Origin of the sequence: Sphingobacterium paramultivorum, assembly GCF_014109745.1 — a bacterium.
In the GTDB taxonomy this organism is placed as follows: Bacteria; Bacteroidota; Bacteroidia; order Sphingobacteriales; family Sphingobacteriaceae; genus Sphingobacterium; species Sphingobacterium paramultivorum.
The window spans coordinates 4,395,201-4,411,245 of the sequence record NZ_CP058555.1 but is presented as its reverse complement, the minus strand read 5'-3'; the positions used below and the strand labels follow the sequence as shown (position 1 = coordinate 4,411,245).

At 39.0% G+C, this 16,045-nt stretch carries 13 protein-coding genes; 4 read left to right on the top strand and 9 right to left on the bottom strand.

Going from position 1 to position 16,045, the window contains the following annotated elements; all coding sequences use genetic code 11:
* Window positions 1-56: 56 nt before the first annotated feature.
* The 6 genes from HS960_RS18525 to HS960_RS18500 all read right to left on the bottom strand — a co-directional run bounded on the left by HS960_RS18525 (window position 57) and on the right by HS960_RS18500 (window position 9,261).
* The gene (locus HS960_RS18525; RefSeq protein ID WP_153844908.1) at window positions 57-4,901 is read right to left on the bottom strand and encodes a DNA repair ATPase; all 4,845 of its coding nucleotides are present in this window, start codon (window positions 4,899-4,901) and stop codon (window positions 57-59) included.
* Window positions 4,902-5,003: 102 nt separating this feature from the next.
* Window positions 5,004-7,121 (bottom strand): flotillin family protein, encoded by a 2,118-nt coding sequence (locus HS960_RS18520; protein ID WP_153844909.1) that lies wholly within the window; start codon window positions 7,119-7,121, stop codon window positions 5,004-5,006.
* 120 nt (window positions 7,122-7,241) lie between these two features.
* On the bottom strand, window positions 7,242-7,967 hold the full coding sequence (locus HS960_RS18515; RefSeq protein WP_153844910.1) for an OB-fold-containig protein: 726 nt from the start codon (window positions 7,965-7,967) through the stop codon (window positions 7,242-7,244).
* Between the two features lie 11 nt (window positions 7,968-7,978).
* The gene (locus tag HS960_RS18510; protein WP_088160062.1) at window positions 7,979-8,173 is read right to left on the bottom strand and encodes a DUF4177 domain-containing protein; all 195 of its coding nucleotides are present in this window, start codon (window positions 8,171-8,173) and stop codon (window positions 7,979-7,981) included.
* The gene (locus tag HS960_RS18505) at window positions 8,160-8,867 is read right to left on the bottom strand and encodes a PspA/IM30 family protein (RefSeq protein ID WP_088160063.1); all 708 of its coding nucleotides are present in this window, start codon (window positions 8,865-8,867) and stop codon (window positions 8,160-8,162) included. The genes HS960_RS18510 and HS960_RS18505 overlap by 14 nt, the downstream gene beginning before the upstream one ends.
* 4 nt (window positions 8,868-8,871) lie before the next feature.
* The gene (locus HS960_RS18500) at window positions 8,872-9,261 is read right to left on the bottom strand and encodes a YbjN domain-containing protein (protein WP_046674974.1); all 390 of its coding nucleotides are present in this window, start codon (window positions 9,259-9,261) and stop codon (window positions 8,872-8,874) included.
* Between the two features lie 31 nt (window positions 9,262-9,292).
* Between HS960_RS18500 and HS960_RS18495 the strand changes: the two genes are divergently transcribed.
* Both HS960_RS18495 and HS960_RS18490 read left to right on the top strand, forming a co-directional pair.
* Window positions 9,293-10,012, top strand: coding sequence for a helix-turn-helix domain-containing protein (locus HS960_RS18495; protein WP_227550099.1), 720 nt, complete (start codon window positions 9,293-9,295; stop codon window positions 10,010-10,012).
* A 644-nt stretch (window positions 10,013-10,656) separates the two neighbouring features.
* Entirely contained in the window at window positions 10,657-11,064 is a 408-nt protein-coding gene (locus HS960_RS18490) for a hypothetical protein (protein WP_153844911.1), read from the top strand.
* Window positions 11,065-11,117: 53 nt separating this feature from the next.
* Here the strand turns inward: HS960_RS18490 and HS960_RS18485 are convergent, their stop codons facing one another.
* The gene (locus HS960_RS18485; RefSeq protein WP_153844912.1) at window positions 11,118-11,513 is read right to left on the bottom strand and encodes a single-stranded DNA-binding protein; all 396 of its coding nucleotides are present in this window, start codon (window positions 11,511-11,513) and stop codon (window positions 11,118-11,120) included.
* Window positions 11,514-11,687: 174 nt separating this feature from the next.
* On the opposite strand from HS960_RS18485, the gene HS960_RS18480 reads away from it, so the two are divergent.
* The gene (locus HS960_RS18480; RefSeq protein ID WP_145327180.1) at window positions 11,688-12,053 is read left to right on the top strand and encodes a hypothetical protein; all 366 of its coding nucleotides are present in this window, start codon (window positions 11,688-11,690) and stop codon (window positions 12,051-12,053) included.
* A gap of 31 nt (window positions 12,054-12,084) precedes the next feature.
* Here the strand turns inward: HS960_RS18480 and HS960_RS18475 are convergent, their stop codons facing one another.
* Window positions 12,085-12,675 (bottom strand): helix-turn-helix domain-containing protein, encoded by a 591-nt coding sequence (locus HS960_RS18475; protein WP_153844913.1) that lies wholly within the window; start codon window positions 12,673-12,675, stop codon window positions 12,085-12,087.
* 422 nt (window positions 12,676-13,097) lie between these two features.
* Here HS960_RS18475 and HS960_RS18470 point away from each other — a divergent pair, with 422 nt between their 5' ends.
* Window positions 13,098-13,628, top strand: coding sequence for a hypothetical protein (locus HS960_RS18470; protein ID WP_153844914.1), 531 nt, complete (start codon window positions 13,098-13,100; stop codon window positions 13,626-13,628).
* Window positions 13,629-13,728: 100 nt separating this feature from the next.
* Here the strand turns inward: HS960_RS18470 and metE are convergent, their stop codons facing one another.
* Window positions 13,729-16,041, bottom strand: coding sequence for a 5-methyltetrahydropteroyltriglutamate--homocysteine S-methyltransferase (gene metE / locus HS960_RS18465; protein ID WP_159731409.1), 2,313 nt, complete (start codon window positions 16,039-16,041; stop codon window positions 13,729-13,731).
* Between the last annotated feature and the right edge of the window lie 4 nt (window positions 16,042-16,045).

Genomic DNA, 16,045 nt, shown 5'->3' with positions numbered 1-16,045 from the left:
TAGTTTTTTCCAGCTGACTCATCTTTTGTCGTCAGCTGGAAAAATCATGAAAAATGCTAATTCTTATAAGCACGAATGGCCTGTATGATACCCTCTAGATTTTCGTTAAAGTCCTGCATTTGTGCAAACACCTTATCATCTTTGGCCAAACCACCATGTTTATTGTTCTTGCGGAAGATTTGTTTGATGTGTTCCCAGCGCTCTTGTTCCACATTGTTTATCAATCCGGCGAGTTCTTTCAATTTTAGAAGATTACTTTCTGTATCGGCAGTAAGGGTTTGTGACTCGCTTTCATAATGTGCGAGGATAACTTGATCGATTTCCTGATCGTTCATCATGGGCACGATCTGCGCAATGAGCTTGCTCATATTCCGGTAAGATCCTTGCATTTTGAACGGCGGTTCTGTTCGGTAATTGTCCTGCATGGCCGCACTTTGAATATAATTTTGATTGACCTTAATGACAACATTTCTGATCTTTAATACATGTTTTAATACCGTTATAAAATCATCGATATCTTGCTTCAGGTAATTGCCTTCTAAATCGGGAAGTTGGTCTACCACCGATTGCGCGTAGTTCACTAAAGCATAAAAGTCGTTGAAGGATTTGCTTGCTATTTTTTCAAGGTAGCTGTTTTCAATTGCCGCATTTTCGATCAAGCTTAGATTGAATAGTGCTTCGGTATCACCGATCACATCCCCTAGATTGTAGACATCGGCACGGTTGGCAAGCATATCTGGAATCTGAAATTTGGACCCGCTTTCTGTATAGGGGTTTCCAGCCATTACGATGCAGAATCTTTTCCCGCGCAAATCATATGTTTTACTCTCGCCTTCAAAAATACCGTCGATCTTACGTTGGCCGTCAGCCAATGAAATAAATTTCTGTAGGAATTCAGGATTCAAATGTTGGATATCATCGAGGTAGAGCATCACATTGTCGGCCATTTCAAAGGCAAGATTAATCTTCTTAAGTTCCTCACGTTCCCCGGAAGTTTTCGCCTCCACAGGATCAATTGAAGTAATGGAATGCCCAATTGTAGGTCCGTTGATTTTCACAAAATGTAATCCCATGGTTTTCGCTAGGTATTCCATCAATGTTGTCTTTCCGTAACCTGGCGGAGAAATGAGGAGAAGCATACCCATTCTGGCGGTACGTTTATTGTCGCCAGCTGCCCCAAGTTGTTTGGCCAGATTATTTCCGATCAATGGAAAGTAAACTTCGTTGATCAACTTATTGCGGACAAAGGATGTTAAGACTTTTGGTTCAAATTCTCCGATTTTCAGCTCCTTGGCATATGTTTTTCCAAGCTGCTCCTTCAAAGAAGCGAATTCTTGAAAACGAGGGGCATTCAATTCGGCAAATGTCTTCAACCTACTCAGAAATTGATGGTATTGAATCTGCTCTTCTCCATTGTTCAAGATCGGATGATTTCCCTTTAATCCCTGGATGAGCGCATTGTCTTTGGCGATGATCAATTGGTATTCATCTTTTGGATAAAGGAGTGTGACTGCAGTTTCCTCAATGTACTTGTGGAAAGCCTGGTAGTCACTGTTCTCGTCGATAAAAGAATTTAGCCAATTTAAAGTCAAATAGAAACGGTCTACGAGATTAAATTGTGTATGCTGAATATCTGCTTCAAAGAGTTTGAAACTCTTTTTGTTTTCCAATAACCTGATGAAAGCCTTCTTCAGTTCATCCGATTGCTCACTGACGACAAACTTGCTGTAGCTTGTGAAAGTCTGGAAAAGATAGCTCGCGATCTCCTCTCCACTAATTGTCGAGCGGTCCAAATGAGTGTCCCAATTGTTGAATAATTTTGTGAGTTCGTCAACGACAGATTGGTAGCGTGTGGAATTTGGAAATGCTTTTAATACGGAGTGTGTAGACTGGATCAACGCTTTCTGTTTTTCCTGTTGGTCTTGGGCCAGTGAATGCCAAAACAACTGCGCCATAGCACGCAAATGAGCATCGTAACGTAAAAGATCAAGCTTGCTGTCTAGCTGTTTGATGGTATCATAGATTACCAGGGCATCAAAATTATGCACTCCTTTGACATAACCTTCCGAATAACTTTGCTCGACAGTCTGATTGATAAACAGGTTGGCATCAAAATCGTGCTGTCCTTTAGAAGCAAGGAATGTTTTATAAGCGAGATATTCAGCTCGGTATACATCTTTGTTTTCGGAAATCAGTTCCTGATCCCAAATATCTCTAAAGTTTTCTATTTCGGAGCCTTTGACTTTTTGATAGAAGCTTGTTCCGGTAAGATGGAAGTATATTTCGTCATTTTTGCGCAAGAGCGTTAAACTAAGTGACTGATTATTGACGGCGAATTTATGCTTGCCAAGCGCAATAATATTCTCTCCATCTACAAAAAGATCATTCTTGTCACGTAAAATGCGCAATGCATCCTCTTGAGATTTTTTGAGTAGGTTTTCAAGATTTTCGGCTTTTGAAACATCACTGAGCGTTTTCAGTTCTTGCACAAGTTGTCTGATTTTGTCAATCATCAAATCTGAAGCAAAGAAACTCAGGATTTCTTCACGTGTTGCAAATGTCTTTGATTTGTTTTCGATATTCTTTAAAACACGAAGCCCAATTTGTTCGAGCGAAGAACTGCGTTTGTTGATCTGTTCAACGATTTGCTCTCTGCGGGAATTGAATGCTTTGATAACTTCATCGCGTTTATCTGCGATCTTCAGTGCAAAGTCCTCAAATTCTGAAAATTTACTTTCGAGTTCTTCCAGTTGGACAATGACTTTGGTGTAATACTCGTCTACTTTTTCTGTTGTTGTGGAGAGTTCAAGGTAGTTGGTGACAGATTGCTCCAGTAGCGTAAGCTGGGCCGAAAATTCTGCAATGGCTTCCGTACTTTTTAATGAATTGAGTTTGCGTGTAAGCTGCGACCGGACTTCATTCAAGGACGAGAAAATAACAGCTATCTTTTCAATTATTTTAGTCGTCTGGGTGGAATCGTCTATTTTTAAGCTGTTTAGTATGTCAATTAGGAGCTCGAGCTCACTGGATATTGCCGAATTCGTTTCCTCGATCGCTTTGGCATCATAAACTTTGATAATTGCAGCGACGTTGTTCTTCTGTTGTTCAACTTTTTGCTCATAGGACTGCAATGCCTCGTCGCGAAGCAAGAAGGCAATTGTCTTTTCGGCGAGTTCGGTGGTGATTGACTGTAGTTTATCGAGTAAAGCATCGATGCGGACTATATCGATATATTTGACATTTTTGAGGTCAATGATTTCGCCTTGTAAACGACGTGAATCTGCCAGTTGATGAACAAGTTGATCAAGCTTTTCGACTACTGTACTATTGATGGAAAAGGTAAGCTCTTCCATTTTCTTCTCGGCACTGCTATTGAGCTCTGTGGCGTATTTACGTTGGGCTTGAACCTTAACAAACTCGTCAATTGCTGTATTGGCAACTTCCTTGATTTGAGCTAATGGCTGCCCAAGGTTTGACAAGGCTTCATCCTTTATCCAAAAATAGGAGTCAAGCAGGACAGTCGATTTTTTGAGTATATCCTCGTAAAGACCTTCATAACTGTCTTCTTTGTTAATGAGCTGTATGACTTCTTGTGCCTCGGCCATGGCTTGTACGATCTGTTTATTACCAACCTTATAAAGCGGATCGTCTTTTTTTAGCTCATTTTCTTTGAGTACGGCCAAGTAAGGGGTTTCCCAGATCTGAACCTGATGATGCCTTGTTGCTTCAGCCTCTGTGTGAAAGTAAATTAAACTACCGTCTTTGAAAAGTGTGAAGCCATTGCAGATGATCGGAGTTTCGACATGCTGCTGAATGATATTATAAGACAGTAAGATGTAGGTATTCGTCTCTTCCTGACAAAAGATATAGAGAAAGTCTTCGCCGTTTGGTGATGCTATGCGTCTAAGGAAGCTAACCTGGTCAAACTGGACGTCAAAGATTTTATGGGTGCCATTCTGCAGGTAGTATCCGTTAGAAAAAATGATTCCTTGATTATCGGGAAGTAGAATGGCTGATTCATTAAGCGATTTAAGATTGACAACTTCTTTTGTCCGTTGGTTAAAGACAAATGCGCGGAAATCTTCTTGATAGGGTTTGATGCGAACGGCTATCAAATTGCCAAGGTCTGCATAATAGTAATCCGCATCGTCCAATTGTTGGTCGGTGTTTGAAACTTTTTCGGAGAAGATCCCTTTCCCCGTATCGGTATTATTTTCGATTTTGAAAGTAATATCGCCATTGATTGCTTCAATAAAGATTTTGTCCTTAATGGATATGTGTGGATGTTTCCCAAGACGACGATCTTCCAGTGTTGTTTTTGTCCAATCAAACTCAAACTGGTTAGGCAATTTGACCTCATGAATGCTTCGGTCGTCCTGATATTGAAGCGTTCCGTCTTTGATCAACCACTTGAAAGCTTTCAGGTCAGCAGGATTTTTGCTGGTCTGAAAGATCATGTAAAGATAGTTTTCCGTACGTCGAAACTTGGAAAAGATCGAGTCGCGATAGTATTTATATAGATTTTGATAATCACTAATGAAATTGTGATCATTGATCAGATCGAGTGATTGTGGTATAAACTGGTTGTTTTCAAATGCATATACACTAAAAACATCTTCGAGTTTAATTTCAGAGCGTAAGCCAAAATGGACATTATAGCCAAATATACATAGATTGTCGAGGGCTAAAATACCACGGGCAACACAGTTGTTTTCTGTGGTGATCCGTTGATTGGCCTTGAGTATAAAACTTGTCGCATTAAATACTTCCTTGCGGGCATCATTTAGCTGCAGGAGTTTGGAAGAAAGCTCTTCTTTTTGTGTAAGGAGTCGCTTTCGAATAATCTCATATGCACCTTGATCAAGGGAGTCGTTCTGGTTTATTACGTTTTCTTCTGGCATAAAATGAGCTTTATCGACTTTGTATATGTGGTGAAATCTTTTGTTTATTACCTGCAGTGATAAATAGCATTCATCTGCAGGCAATAATGGAGTAGGTATTAACTAAGACAGCTTTTTATTGGATATGCCTAAGTTTTTTGCTAACCCGAACAAAGAATTGATAAAACCGGTGTCTTCGCCATTTTCAGCGTCAGTCGCCGCTTGTTGAAGTTTTATCAATGCTGCTGAAACTGTGAGGTTCTTTATATCGTTTGTGGAAATTCCATATTTATCGGCTAATCCACGCACCTTCTCTGCAAGGTCTCCTTGTCCATCTGGACCTATCAGGGAATTTTTGATATCGGTCGCATGTTTGGAGTTGTCGATCAGATGGTCAAAACCTTTGGAATTGGAAACTTGACGGACGATATTCTCAAAGAACATCGTTTCACCCCCAACGATGTCGATTTTTGCCGTTTTAAGTGCTTCCGACAATACGCCAGCTTGTGCTTGAGCAATGTCTTTTTGGATATTGATGTGTGCGAGTTCAATATCACGTTCTTTTTGCAATTGCAATTTGAACTCTTCGTGATCTCTGCCCACACCATCCAATTTCTTCATCGCCTCTGCTTTCTCTTCGATACCTTTTGCTTCAGCAAGCGCTTTCTCACGCACAACTTCCGCTTGTGCTAAGCCCTCTTTACGCATCGCTTCCGCTTTCTTCTCGATCACATTAGCTTCAACGGTACCTTGTTTTTCTTCGGCTTCGGCTTTTGCAACCATCACTTCAGCTTCGGATAAGCCAAGCGCGGCTTCTTCTTTGGCTTGTGCTTCAGCAATAATTTTACGACTTTCGGCTTCCTTCAGTGATGCCTCTTTTTTCGCTTCAGCATCTATCAATAATTCCTGAGCACGCTTTTCGGCAATTTTACGAGCCGCCTCTGCGTCGATTACTTTTTTCTCCGCTTCCTGCTCTGCAGCAATTTTTGCAGCTTCGGCTGCCTTAACAGTGGATATTAATTTTTCTTCTGCTTCTTGTGATGCAGCGATAACACCAGCTTGTTTCTTTCGTTCTACTTCACGGAATACTTCGATGTCTTTGACGCCTTGTTGCTCTTCAATAACACCTTTCTCCAATTGTACGCGCTCCTTGATAACACCTTGGATACTTTTCTTTTCAGTCTCGATTGAGCGTTCTTTGTCGATTTGGGCCAAGGTAACAATGCGTTCACGTTCAGTTTGTTCCAAAGCACGGTCTTTCTCTACGCGTTCTGCTTCCACAGCATCCGTGCGCTGCTTGTTTTTCTCAGCAATGATGATCTGACGCAGCTTATTTTCTTCCTGTACTGCCAGCTGCTCTTCGGTAGAAATACGGACACTTTCATATTTTAAGCGCTCTTCTTCACGGACCTTTGCTATTTCTGCTTCTTCGCGGGCCTTGATGTTATCAATTTCACGTTTTTGCTTTTCTTCTTTTTCAGCAAGTTGACGATCAAGTTCCAAAATCGCTTCACGAGCTTCCACGTTTTGCTTTCTGATCAACTTCTCTTCGTCACGACGGATAAAATTGGCATTGATATTTTGCTTCGCCGTTAGCTCCGTTATTTTTTTAATGCCCTCACTGTCTAAGATATTGTTTGGATTGAGATGCTCAATATCTGTCTGCTCAAGATAGTCGATTGCACAGTCATCTAGAATATAACCGTTCAGGTCTGTTCCGATGATATCCAAAATTTCGTCGCGAAACTCCCGACGCGCTTCATACAATTCGATGAAATCAAATTTCTTACCGACTGTTTTTAAGGCCTCGGAGAATTTAGATTCAAAAATGCTTTTTAATGTTTCCGGCTCACTTGCACGGTCGCAACCTAAATTTTGGGCAACATTGATCACATCATCTACACTTTTATTGACGCGAACAAAGAAAGCAACTTTGATATCTGCACGAATATTGTCCTTGCAGATCAAACCCTCACCTTGCATACGGGCGATCTCAATTTTTTTGATAGAGATGTCCATGATCTCCATCTTGTGAAATACAGGTACAACATACATTCCTTTGTTGAATGCTACCTTTGTACCACCAACACCAGTTCGGACAATTGCTTTCCCTTGTGGAATTTTCTTATAGAATGCACTCAATACAACAAAGAATGCAAAAATTAAAAAGACAGCCAATCCGACAATTAAAAGTATAATTCCGTTTAAGCCACTTAAAAATAAAAGAGGTTGATATAGCATATGATTTGTATTTATTTAGATTTTAATATTTGGGTTTACGATTAGGATTTAAAAGAATAAATATCCGTTCTTTTAGGACAGTTGTTTAGGTGTCGATTCTTTTCTTTTATTCTTTTTTCATTAAATATTGTCTATCGTGATTTCTTTGGTCACATAATAATATTTCTTGTCCTTGGATTCGTCAACAATAATGACATCGTCTCCGTAGCCTATTTTCTCCCCATTGTGGCTGACAACATTGAGGCGAATAGGATCCTGTTGGATGATAAATTCGGCAGAACCTATTTTCTTGCCTTCAATACTGGCTCTCATTTTACCCATGCGACCAAGAAAATCGTGACTTTCTTCGCCATTGTAACCTATAGTTTTAAACATTTTAGCTAAGGGTTTGGTCAGAAAATGCATTAATATAAATGTAACAATGAAAACGGGGATTAGGATTAATACAGACTTTATTCCCCATGAAGCAACGTCGATAAAGAGCGAAGAAATAATGGTAATTATCCAGCCTATAAATTTGAATAGTGTTACAATAAGCATGATGGGTACTTTGCCAACATTGATGTAATCCATTGCTTTTGCAAAGAAACCAGGTTCTGTATTAGCGTCCGTATCCGTATGATGATGGTGAGCATGGTCGCCCCCCTCAGTTGCGATATCATGTGATCCATCAACGTCTGTGACATCAGGTGTGGGATGGAGGTCTATATCTGCATCGGCATCAAAGAGATGTACTCCATCACCCATCAGAAACATAAATAACCAATACACTACAGACATGCCAGTTAAGACTGTCATAATTCCATTGGATAATGGATTGAATAAGATATTGATTAGTTCTGTCATCGTGTTATTGTTTAAATTTTCTCCCTTTTGAATGTGTAATGGAACGACCAGGAACTGCCATTGACCTCAAGGTCCTGCATGGTTACCAGTTCCCAGCCTTGATTTCCAAGATCATTTAAGATTTCATCAATTTTTTCGGGATCCAACTTTGTTCCCCAGAAACCCTTAGGTTCAATTTTTAGCGTTTTATACTCAAATCTTTTCATCACTATTTAATTTTCTTTTTAGTTCTTCTAATTCGTTGTTGACGGCTTCAGACCCGCCGATGGTCTCGTTAATCTCATCAACTTTACTTTTATTACCTAGTGCAATCTCGCCATAGGCCTTCGCTAGTGCCTCGTCTTCCTCGACTTTCTCTTTCATACGTTCTAACATGGAAATCGTACTATTGGAATCGATATTAGCGAGCTGCCGATTGACCATTTTAGCTGCGTTAGAGACCTTTACACGTGCCTTTAATGTGGAGAGTTCACCTTCCCATTTCGATATATTGAATTTGAGAATGTCTACATTTTTGTGTAGCTCATCGGCTGAACTTTGATGAATCACGGCTTGTTTCTCCAATTCACTAGCTTCGATTAATAACTGTTTTTTCAGTAACAGCGCTTCCTTTGCCAGACCTTCGGCCTTTTCTGCCGTTAGCTCTCCCTTTTGTGCCTTTTGGAGTAATAGAATAGCTTTGTTCTCAAATTCATTGGCTTCTTCTTTTTTCTTTTCACAATTGTTTTGGGTACGTATGGCTAAGGCCTTCACTTTAGCATAGGCTTCCAACGATTGTTCCAGGTCCTCTTTCATCTCACGGATACCCTGTTCCGTCATTTTGATGGGGTCTTCCATTTTGTCCACGACTGCGTGGATCTCTGCTTGACCGATTCTGAAAATTCTCTTAAAAATATTCATTATTCTATAATTTTGAAAAACTTATTAACTGATTATAATATTCACTCATCAACAGACTCAGCGAATTGATGGCTGCATCAAATTCGTTCTGGTCGAGATTATGTATTTGTAACGTATACCGAAATATAACTTTGGTACCATCTTCCGTTAACGCAAATCCGCCGTGGATAATATCTCTATTTTTTATCAATAGTGATTTGAACATATCCATGGTGTCATTGCTGATTGTAAAAAGGTATTGCTCAAAAATCAGGATGGGTTGGGCAATGCCTACAATGAGGTTACGAATTCCGTCGTCTTCATTTTCGATGACAAAGATTCCTTCTTTTGTATCCTTATGGGTAATGGTGTAACCGATGTTGGCGATATAATTTTCAATTTTTGAGAAGTACATAATCAAGTTTTTTATATATTGCACATATTCTTTGCATAAAGGTAATAAAAATGCAAAAATATTTTGCAATAAAAATTCAATTTTTTTTAAAATGAGTAACGTAGGGAACAATATTAAGAAACTAAGAAAAGTGAAAGGAATGAGTCAACAGGCGTTTGGGGATATTTTTAATCTTACTAGAGGTAATATTTCGTCTTACGAAGAAATGCGTGCGGAACCAAAAATTGAAATTGTTCTTAAAATTGCAAATTATTTTGGCATTCCTGTGCAGCATCTTATTGAAAAAAATCTATCTGTCAATGAAATTCTTAATTTCAATGATTATTTTGAGCCAAATGTTTCTATTATTGGACGTAAAAGATTGTTACAAATCCCGCTGCTGGAACGGGATGCTATTTTTGAAGCGAGTACTCATTTTTCGAAATTAGATGAGCTTCCAATAATTGAATTTCCTTTGCAAAGTAGGAACCGTCTCATCGCAATCGAATATGCTGACCCTATTCCGGTACCGAGCGATTTTTTGGCTAGCCCTCAATCCATTTTGTTTTTTGAAGAAGTTGATGTTCAGAGCTTACATACTTTGGATAATGCCTTTGGTTTGTATTTTTCCGAGGAAGAGTTCTTTATTGGAAAATACAGTTTGCAGGAAAAGGAGATTAGTTTAGCCTTAAATGTCTGGAAGAAGATTGATTTCACTTTGGGAGAGAAAGCATATTTCTGGAAATTGTATGCCAAGTTTGAGCGAATCTAATCGCGTGGAACTTTTTCCTGCTGTTTATTTGGTATTGCCGGTATCGAGCGTATTTACATATTGTTACCATATTCTAGGTTAATGGTGTTATTGTACTCTACTTACAGGGGGTTAACAAGGGGTTTGCAGGGATTTACCCCTGCTATACCCCTGTTAACCCCTTGTAATACCCCTACGAAAAGCGGTCTTGAGGTTGATCTGATGCTGACTTTCAGGCAAGAAAAGAAGACTACTAAATCAGGTCTGCAGATGTGAATGCCCACAAAAAATTTTGTGAAGTCGGGCATTGTAATTAAATTAGTTCGATAATAAAGTAAAACTTTTGCGCTGTTGATTCGCGTCTTTGGTTCATGAGAGATTATTCTAAACTGTTATCTCACAATAAAAATGGAAATTTGTGCAGGATTCGATCCAAGATCAGGAGTCAACACCTGGATAATAGGATAATGTATCATCAACAGAGAGTTGGTTTTTATTGGTAAGAATAAATCTCAAGGACGGTAATGTTATAAATCGGTAATGTTATAAGTAAGATAAATAGTGACGAACTTGTCGATCCGCTAAAAGTAGTGTGATTTATTTAGTTTCAGTACAACATGCATAAACGGCTAAATTACCATGGATAAAAAACTAAATTTAAATAGATGAAGAAAGTAACCTTATTAGCATTAATTGCTGGATTTTTTGTTATTTCCTGTAATAATTCCACGACTAAAAAAGTTGAAGTAAAAGATACGACTGCCGCTATTGACATTAAAAAAGATACGGCCAAAACGCTGCTGGAAAATAGAGGCGGCGAAGTGCCAATACCTAAATTTAGTTCTGTTGAGACACAAAAATTGGCGGAGGATTACACAAAATATATCAAGGAATTTATCGCTGTTGCTAAAAGTGGCGATGTTGTTAAGCTCAAGGAGCTTGCGTCCAAGCGTCAGGAATGGGCGACCAAAGAAACTGAAGCTGTTTCTAAGTTTACACCGGAAGATGCCAAATTATGGAAGGCTTATGCTGAGAACCTAGGAAGAGAGTTGACAGCAAGCCTAACAAAATAAGTTGGGAACAATCGACGAGGTAGAGACTTGAAAAATCTACCTCGTCGATCATACTAGAAGGGGAGGTCATCTTCAGTTTCATCCGGAAGTTTTGGGCTGTCTTCTTTGGCACCGTTGGACTCCGATAAAACCATGAAATTATCTACTTTAATTTCTGTGACATATTGTTTTACCCCATCTGCATTCTCATAATTACGATAGGTGAGTTTGCCCTCAACCATGAGTTTGGTTCCACGTTGGCATTTCTTTTCAATGGTATTGTTTTGATTACCCCAAACCACGAGTGTATGCCATTGAACTTCTTCAACCCACTCGCCGGCTTTGTTCTTGAAAAGATCATTGGTGGCGAGACGTAATACGGAATAATTTGTACCGGTGGAAGTTGTTTTGATTAATGGGTCGTTTCCTAAATGCCCAACCAATTGTACTTTGTTGCGTAATGTGCTCATGCGTCTAATTTTTAAATGTTTTTAATAATTCTTATTTTAGTTGACGGTCATTGGCTATCGATGCCAAATGATCTTAAGCAAAGGTGGGGCGGGGAAAAGAATATAGTCGTCTATTTACCATTTGTATTCGACTATAGTCGATTGTAACCGTTTGTTGTCGTTTAATCTTCCGTTATGAGTTCTGTCGAGAAAGTCTGCCTTGAATGTGGCAAGGGTATATATGGCCGTTCTGACAAGCGATTTTGTGATGATGCTTGCCGGAACGCCTATAACAATAAATTAAATAGCGACCAGACCAATATGGTGCGCAATGTGAATAATATCCTACGAAAAAACCGTCGTATTTTATTGGAAGCGTTGAGTGGGGAGGGTATGATCAAGATACAACGGGAAAAGTTAAAGCGGTTGGGATTTGATTTTAAGTTTCATACACATACTTTTTCCAATAACAAGGGACAGACCTATAACTTTATTTATGAAACAGGCTATCTGTTGCTGGAGAATGATTGGGTATTGATCGTTCAAAAGAAACCACTGTGATTTTAATCGCAACAGATTCATTAGTATTGGTTTAGTTTGCAGAACTGAGCTTGGCCTTCCTTATTGCGATATAATTAAAAATAGTGAAGGTTAGAATCAATATGTAGTAGCATACTGGGATGAGTAAAAAATAGGCGCTATTGAATATATCGCTTAAAAAAGACGGTAGTGAAATCTTAAAAAAATCTGCAATAATAATATAGCCTATGAAACTTCCGAGAAAAAATAGTCCAACAGCATGTATTACAATTATTTTTTTTAGGTGTTTACTGTATAAGGCGTCTTTGTTTTGCTTTGTATAGCCCATAATTGCTGGGACCAATAATCCTAATAACGGATTGACCAAAAAGGTGAGCGATGCTAAATATAGCGCTTTAATACTTCCTGTTTGATTGTTGTCGATACTGATTTGATTTACATTTGGCATAATGAGTTGTTCTAAAGGTATTTCCAAGATTTGACTGATCTGTTTGAGACTAAATCCACTGATTTCTTCAGTGCCTTTTTCGATGCGTTGCACTGTTCTTAGCGATACACCCGCCTGATCGGCGAGTTCCTGCTGCGTTAGTCCCTTACGTTTTCTTGATAGTTTGATTAATTGATTAGCTGATTGACTTTCCATAGTCCAAAGATGGGGAAATAGTCGTTGAATTTCAGCGAAATTGATGCGACAATAATATGCCAATATCGTGCTGTAAGATATAACGGATTAATAATCAAAAGTTTTTGGGAATTTGGTAAATATTTTGAATCTTTGCAATTTAATAGAGTAATTAATAAAAACGGAAGAATATGTTTGTAATATCAGAAAATCCCGCTTCGTCCACAGAGAAGATTCTCGGGAATATTCTTCGGAATACGGCCCTTTCCTAATCTTCTTTCTTAATACGTTAAGTAACCTATGTTGATATTGGCTAAAACTTGGCTCTCTAAATGGTGGTCCACTGTTCCAATATGCTTAGCTTATTATGGAGTTTTAAAAATCCAGTTACTTTCAAGGTTATTGTGAAAGCTGGATATGAATGTTATGTTTTAGAAAATTTTATGAATTCAGTAAATAAATATGTCCTTCAGGCACTGGATAATTATCCTATGTATTTGGAGGAGACCATGGAATCCTTATCCTATGCACTGTCTTATGATGAGTCTAATACAATGGCGCTATGTTTGATGGGAAGAGTTCATGCCGAACAGCTATTGGACTATGAGCAGGCAAAAAGGTATTTCCAGGAAGCTTTGGTGCATAATGTACAGGCATTGGAAGTATATCCTTATTTCATTCAGACATTGATTGATATGGGGGATTATGAAGCTGCAAAAAAGACGATTAAATTTGCTTTGACACTTCCGGCGATGCCCTTGACAGGGATTTGGATCAAGAAAGCACTTCTATTTGAAAAATTAAGAAAATACAAAAAGGCATTGAAGGCGTTAAAGATGGCAAAACTTGAAAATGTTGATCTTGATTTTTCGTCAAGCCTGAAGTCGATTGAAGATCGGATTAAAGGGAAACAGGAAATTAAGAACGGGAGAGAAAAGGAAAATAAGAAAGAAAAGAAGAACACCCGAAAATAGTCTCACACTATCCCGATAACAGTTTTTGTTTCGAACCAAGGTCCGATAAAGAAGCCCTAGATGAAATTTCATCTAGGGCTTTATCAATATAGTTTAAGAATTATTCTGCTCTTAAGATTTTCGCAGCCTCAACCATCGACTCTAAAGCCGCTTTGGTTTCTGGCCAAGCACGAGTTTTTAAACCACAGTCAGGGTTAACCCAAAGCTGTTCTGCTGGAACTACTGCTTTTGCTTTACGCAATAGATCTACCATCTCATCTTTGCTTGGAACACGTGGTGAGTGAATGTCATAGACACCTGGACCAATATCATTTGGATATTTGAAATCACCGGCGAAAGCATTCAACAATTTCATTTGAGAACGTGAAGTCTCAATCGTGATGACGTCAGCATCCATTGCAGCGATATCTTCGATTACATTATTGAACTCAGAGTAACACATGTGTGTGTGAATCTGTGTATCGTCTTCTACATTTGATGAAGAAACACGGAAAGCACGTACTGCCCAGTTCAAGTAATCTTTTTGATCAGCTTTACGTAGCGGCAATCCTTCACGGATAGCTGGTTCATCGATTTGTATGATTTTGATACCTGCTTTTTCCAACGCTTGTACTTCATCCAAGATCGCCAATGCAATTTGGTAAGTCGTTGTTGAACGCGGTTGATCATTACGTACGAAAGACCATTGTAAGATAGTAACCGGACCAGTCAACATACCTTTAACCGGACGGTTAGTCAATGATTGCGCGTATGAAGACCAACGGACAGTCATATCTTCAGGACGGTATACATCACCATAGATAATTGGAGGTTTTACACAACGTGAACCGTAAGATTGTACCCAGCCGTTTTGTGTGAAAGCGTAACCAGCCAATTGTTCACCGAAGTATTCAACCATGTCGTTACGTTCGAATTCGCCGTGTACTAATACGTCGATATCTAATTGCTCTTGAAGACGGATTGTGTTCTCAGTTTCTTCTGCGATTGCTTTATCATATTCTGCCTGCGTGATAGCACCTTTTTTCAAGTCTGCTCTCCATTTACGAACATCTTTCGTTTGTGGGAATGAACCAATAGTTGTAGTAGGGAATGCCGGCAAGTTGAATTTCGCTTGTTGCGCTGCTTTACGGTCAGCAAATGCTGAAGTACGTTTTGCATCGTTATCAGTGATATTGCTTGTACGTGTTTTAACCTCTGGTTTGTGGATCAATGGAGAAGTACGACGGCTTTCAGCAGCAGCTTTGTTAGCTTCGAAGCGTTTTGCTGTTTCAGCATCAACTTCACCTTCCGCTAGTACGGCTAAGTCTTTTACCTCAGCTAATTTTTGTTTAGCAAATGCTAACCAGTTTTTTACTTCAGCTGGTAGCGATTGCTCATTGTGCTCATTGTCTAAGTCAAAAGGAACGTGCAACAATGATGAAGAAGGAGCTACCCATACACGGTCTTTTCCTAATGCATCAACAGCCTGTTTGATTTTAACCAATGATTTTTCGTAATCATTTTTCCAGATGTTACGGCCTTCAACAATACCCAAAGATAATGTTAATGAAGCAGGAACTTTAGCTAGTACCGTATCCAATTGGTTTTCACCGCGTACCAGATCTAAATGTAAAGCATGGATAGGTAGGTTAACTGCGATATCTTCGTTGTCTTTTAAAGCTTCGAAGTAAGTAGTCGCGATTAATTTGATATTTTTTGCTGCTGCAGCTAATTTTTCGAAAGTAGGTTGATATAAAGCTTTTACTTTAGCATCTAAATCCAATGCTAAGAAAGGCTCGTCAATCTGAACATATTGGGCACCAGCCTCAGCTAGTTTAGCTAATATTTGCTCATATACTGGAACAAGTTTATCCAATAAATCGATGCGGTCGAAGCCAGCTTCTTTTTCTTTACCGATCAAAAGGTAAGTGATAGGACCTAGTAGAACTGGTTTAGTATCGATGCCCAATGATTTTGCTTCGTTATATTCATTTAAGAATTTTTCGGACGTCAATTTGAATTCTTGATCTTTTGTGAATTCTGGCACCATATAGTGGTAGTTGGTATCCAACCACTTGGTCATTTCCATTGCAGTCACGTCGATTCCTTCTTGTTGGAAACCACGCGCCATGGCAAAATATAGATCTAAGCTGTAATTGTTGTCTACTTTATTCAATAAAGAATGGTAACGAGCAGGAATTGCACCAACAGTAAGGGTTAAATCCAATACTTGATCGTAAAAAGAGAAATCATTGGAAGGGATCAAATCTATTCCAGCATCTTTTTGTGTTTTCCAATTGCCTTCACGAATTTTTTTTGCGGTGTCCAATAATTCCTCAACAGAAGATTTTTTAGCCCAATAGGCCTCATTGGCTTTTTTCAATTCGCGGAACGCGCCCACACGAGGGTAACCTAAATTGTTAGTCAATAACATAATG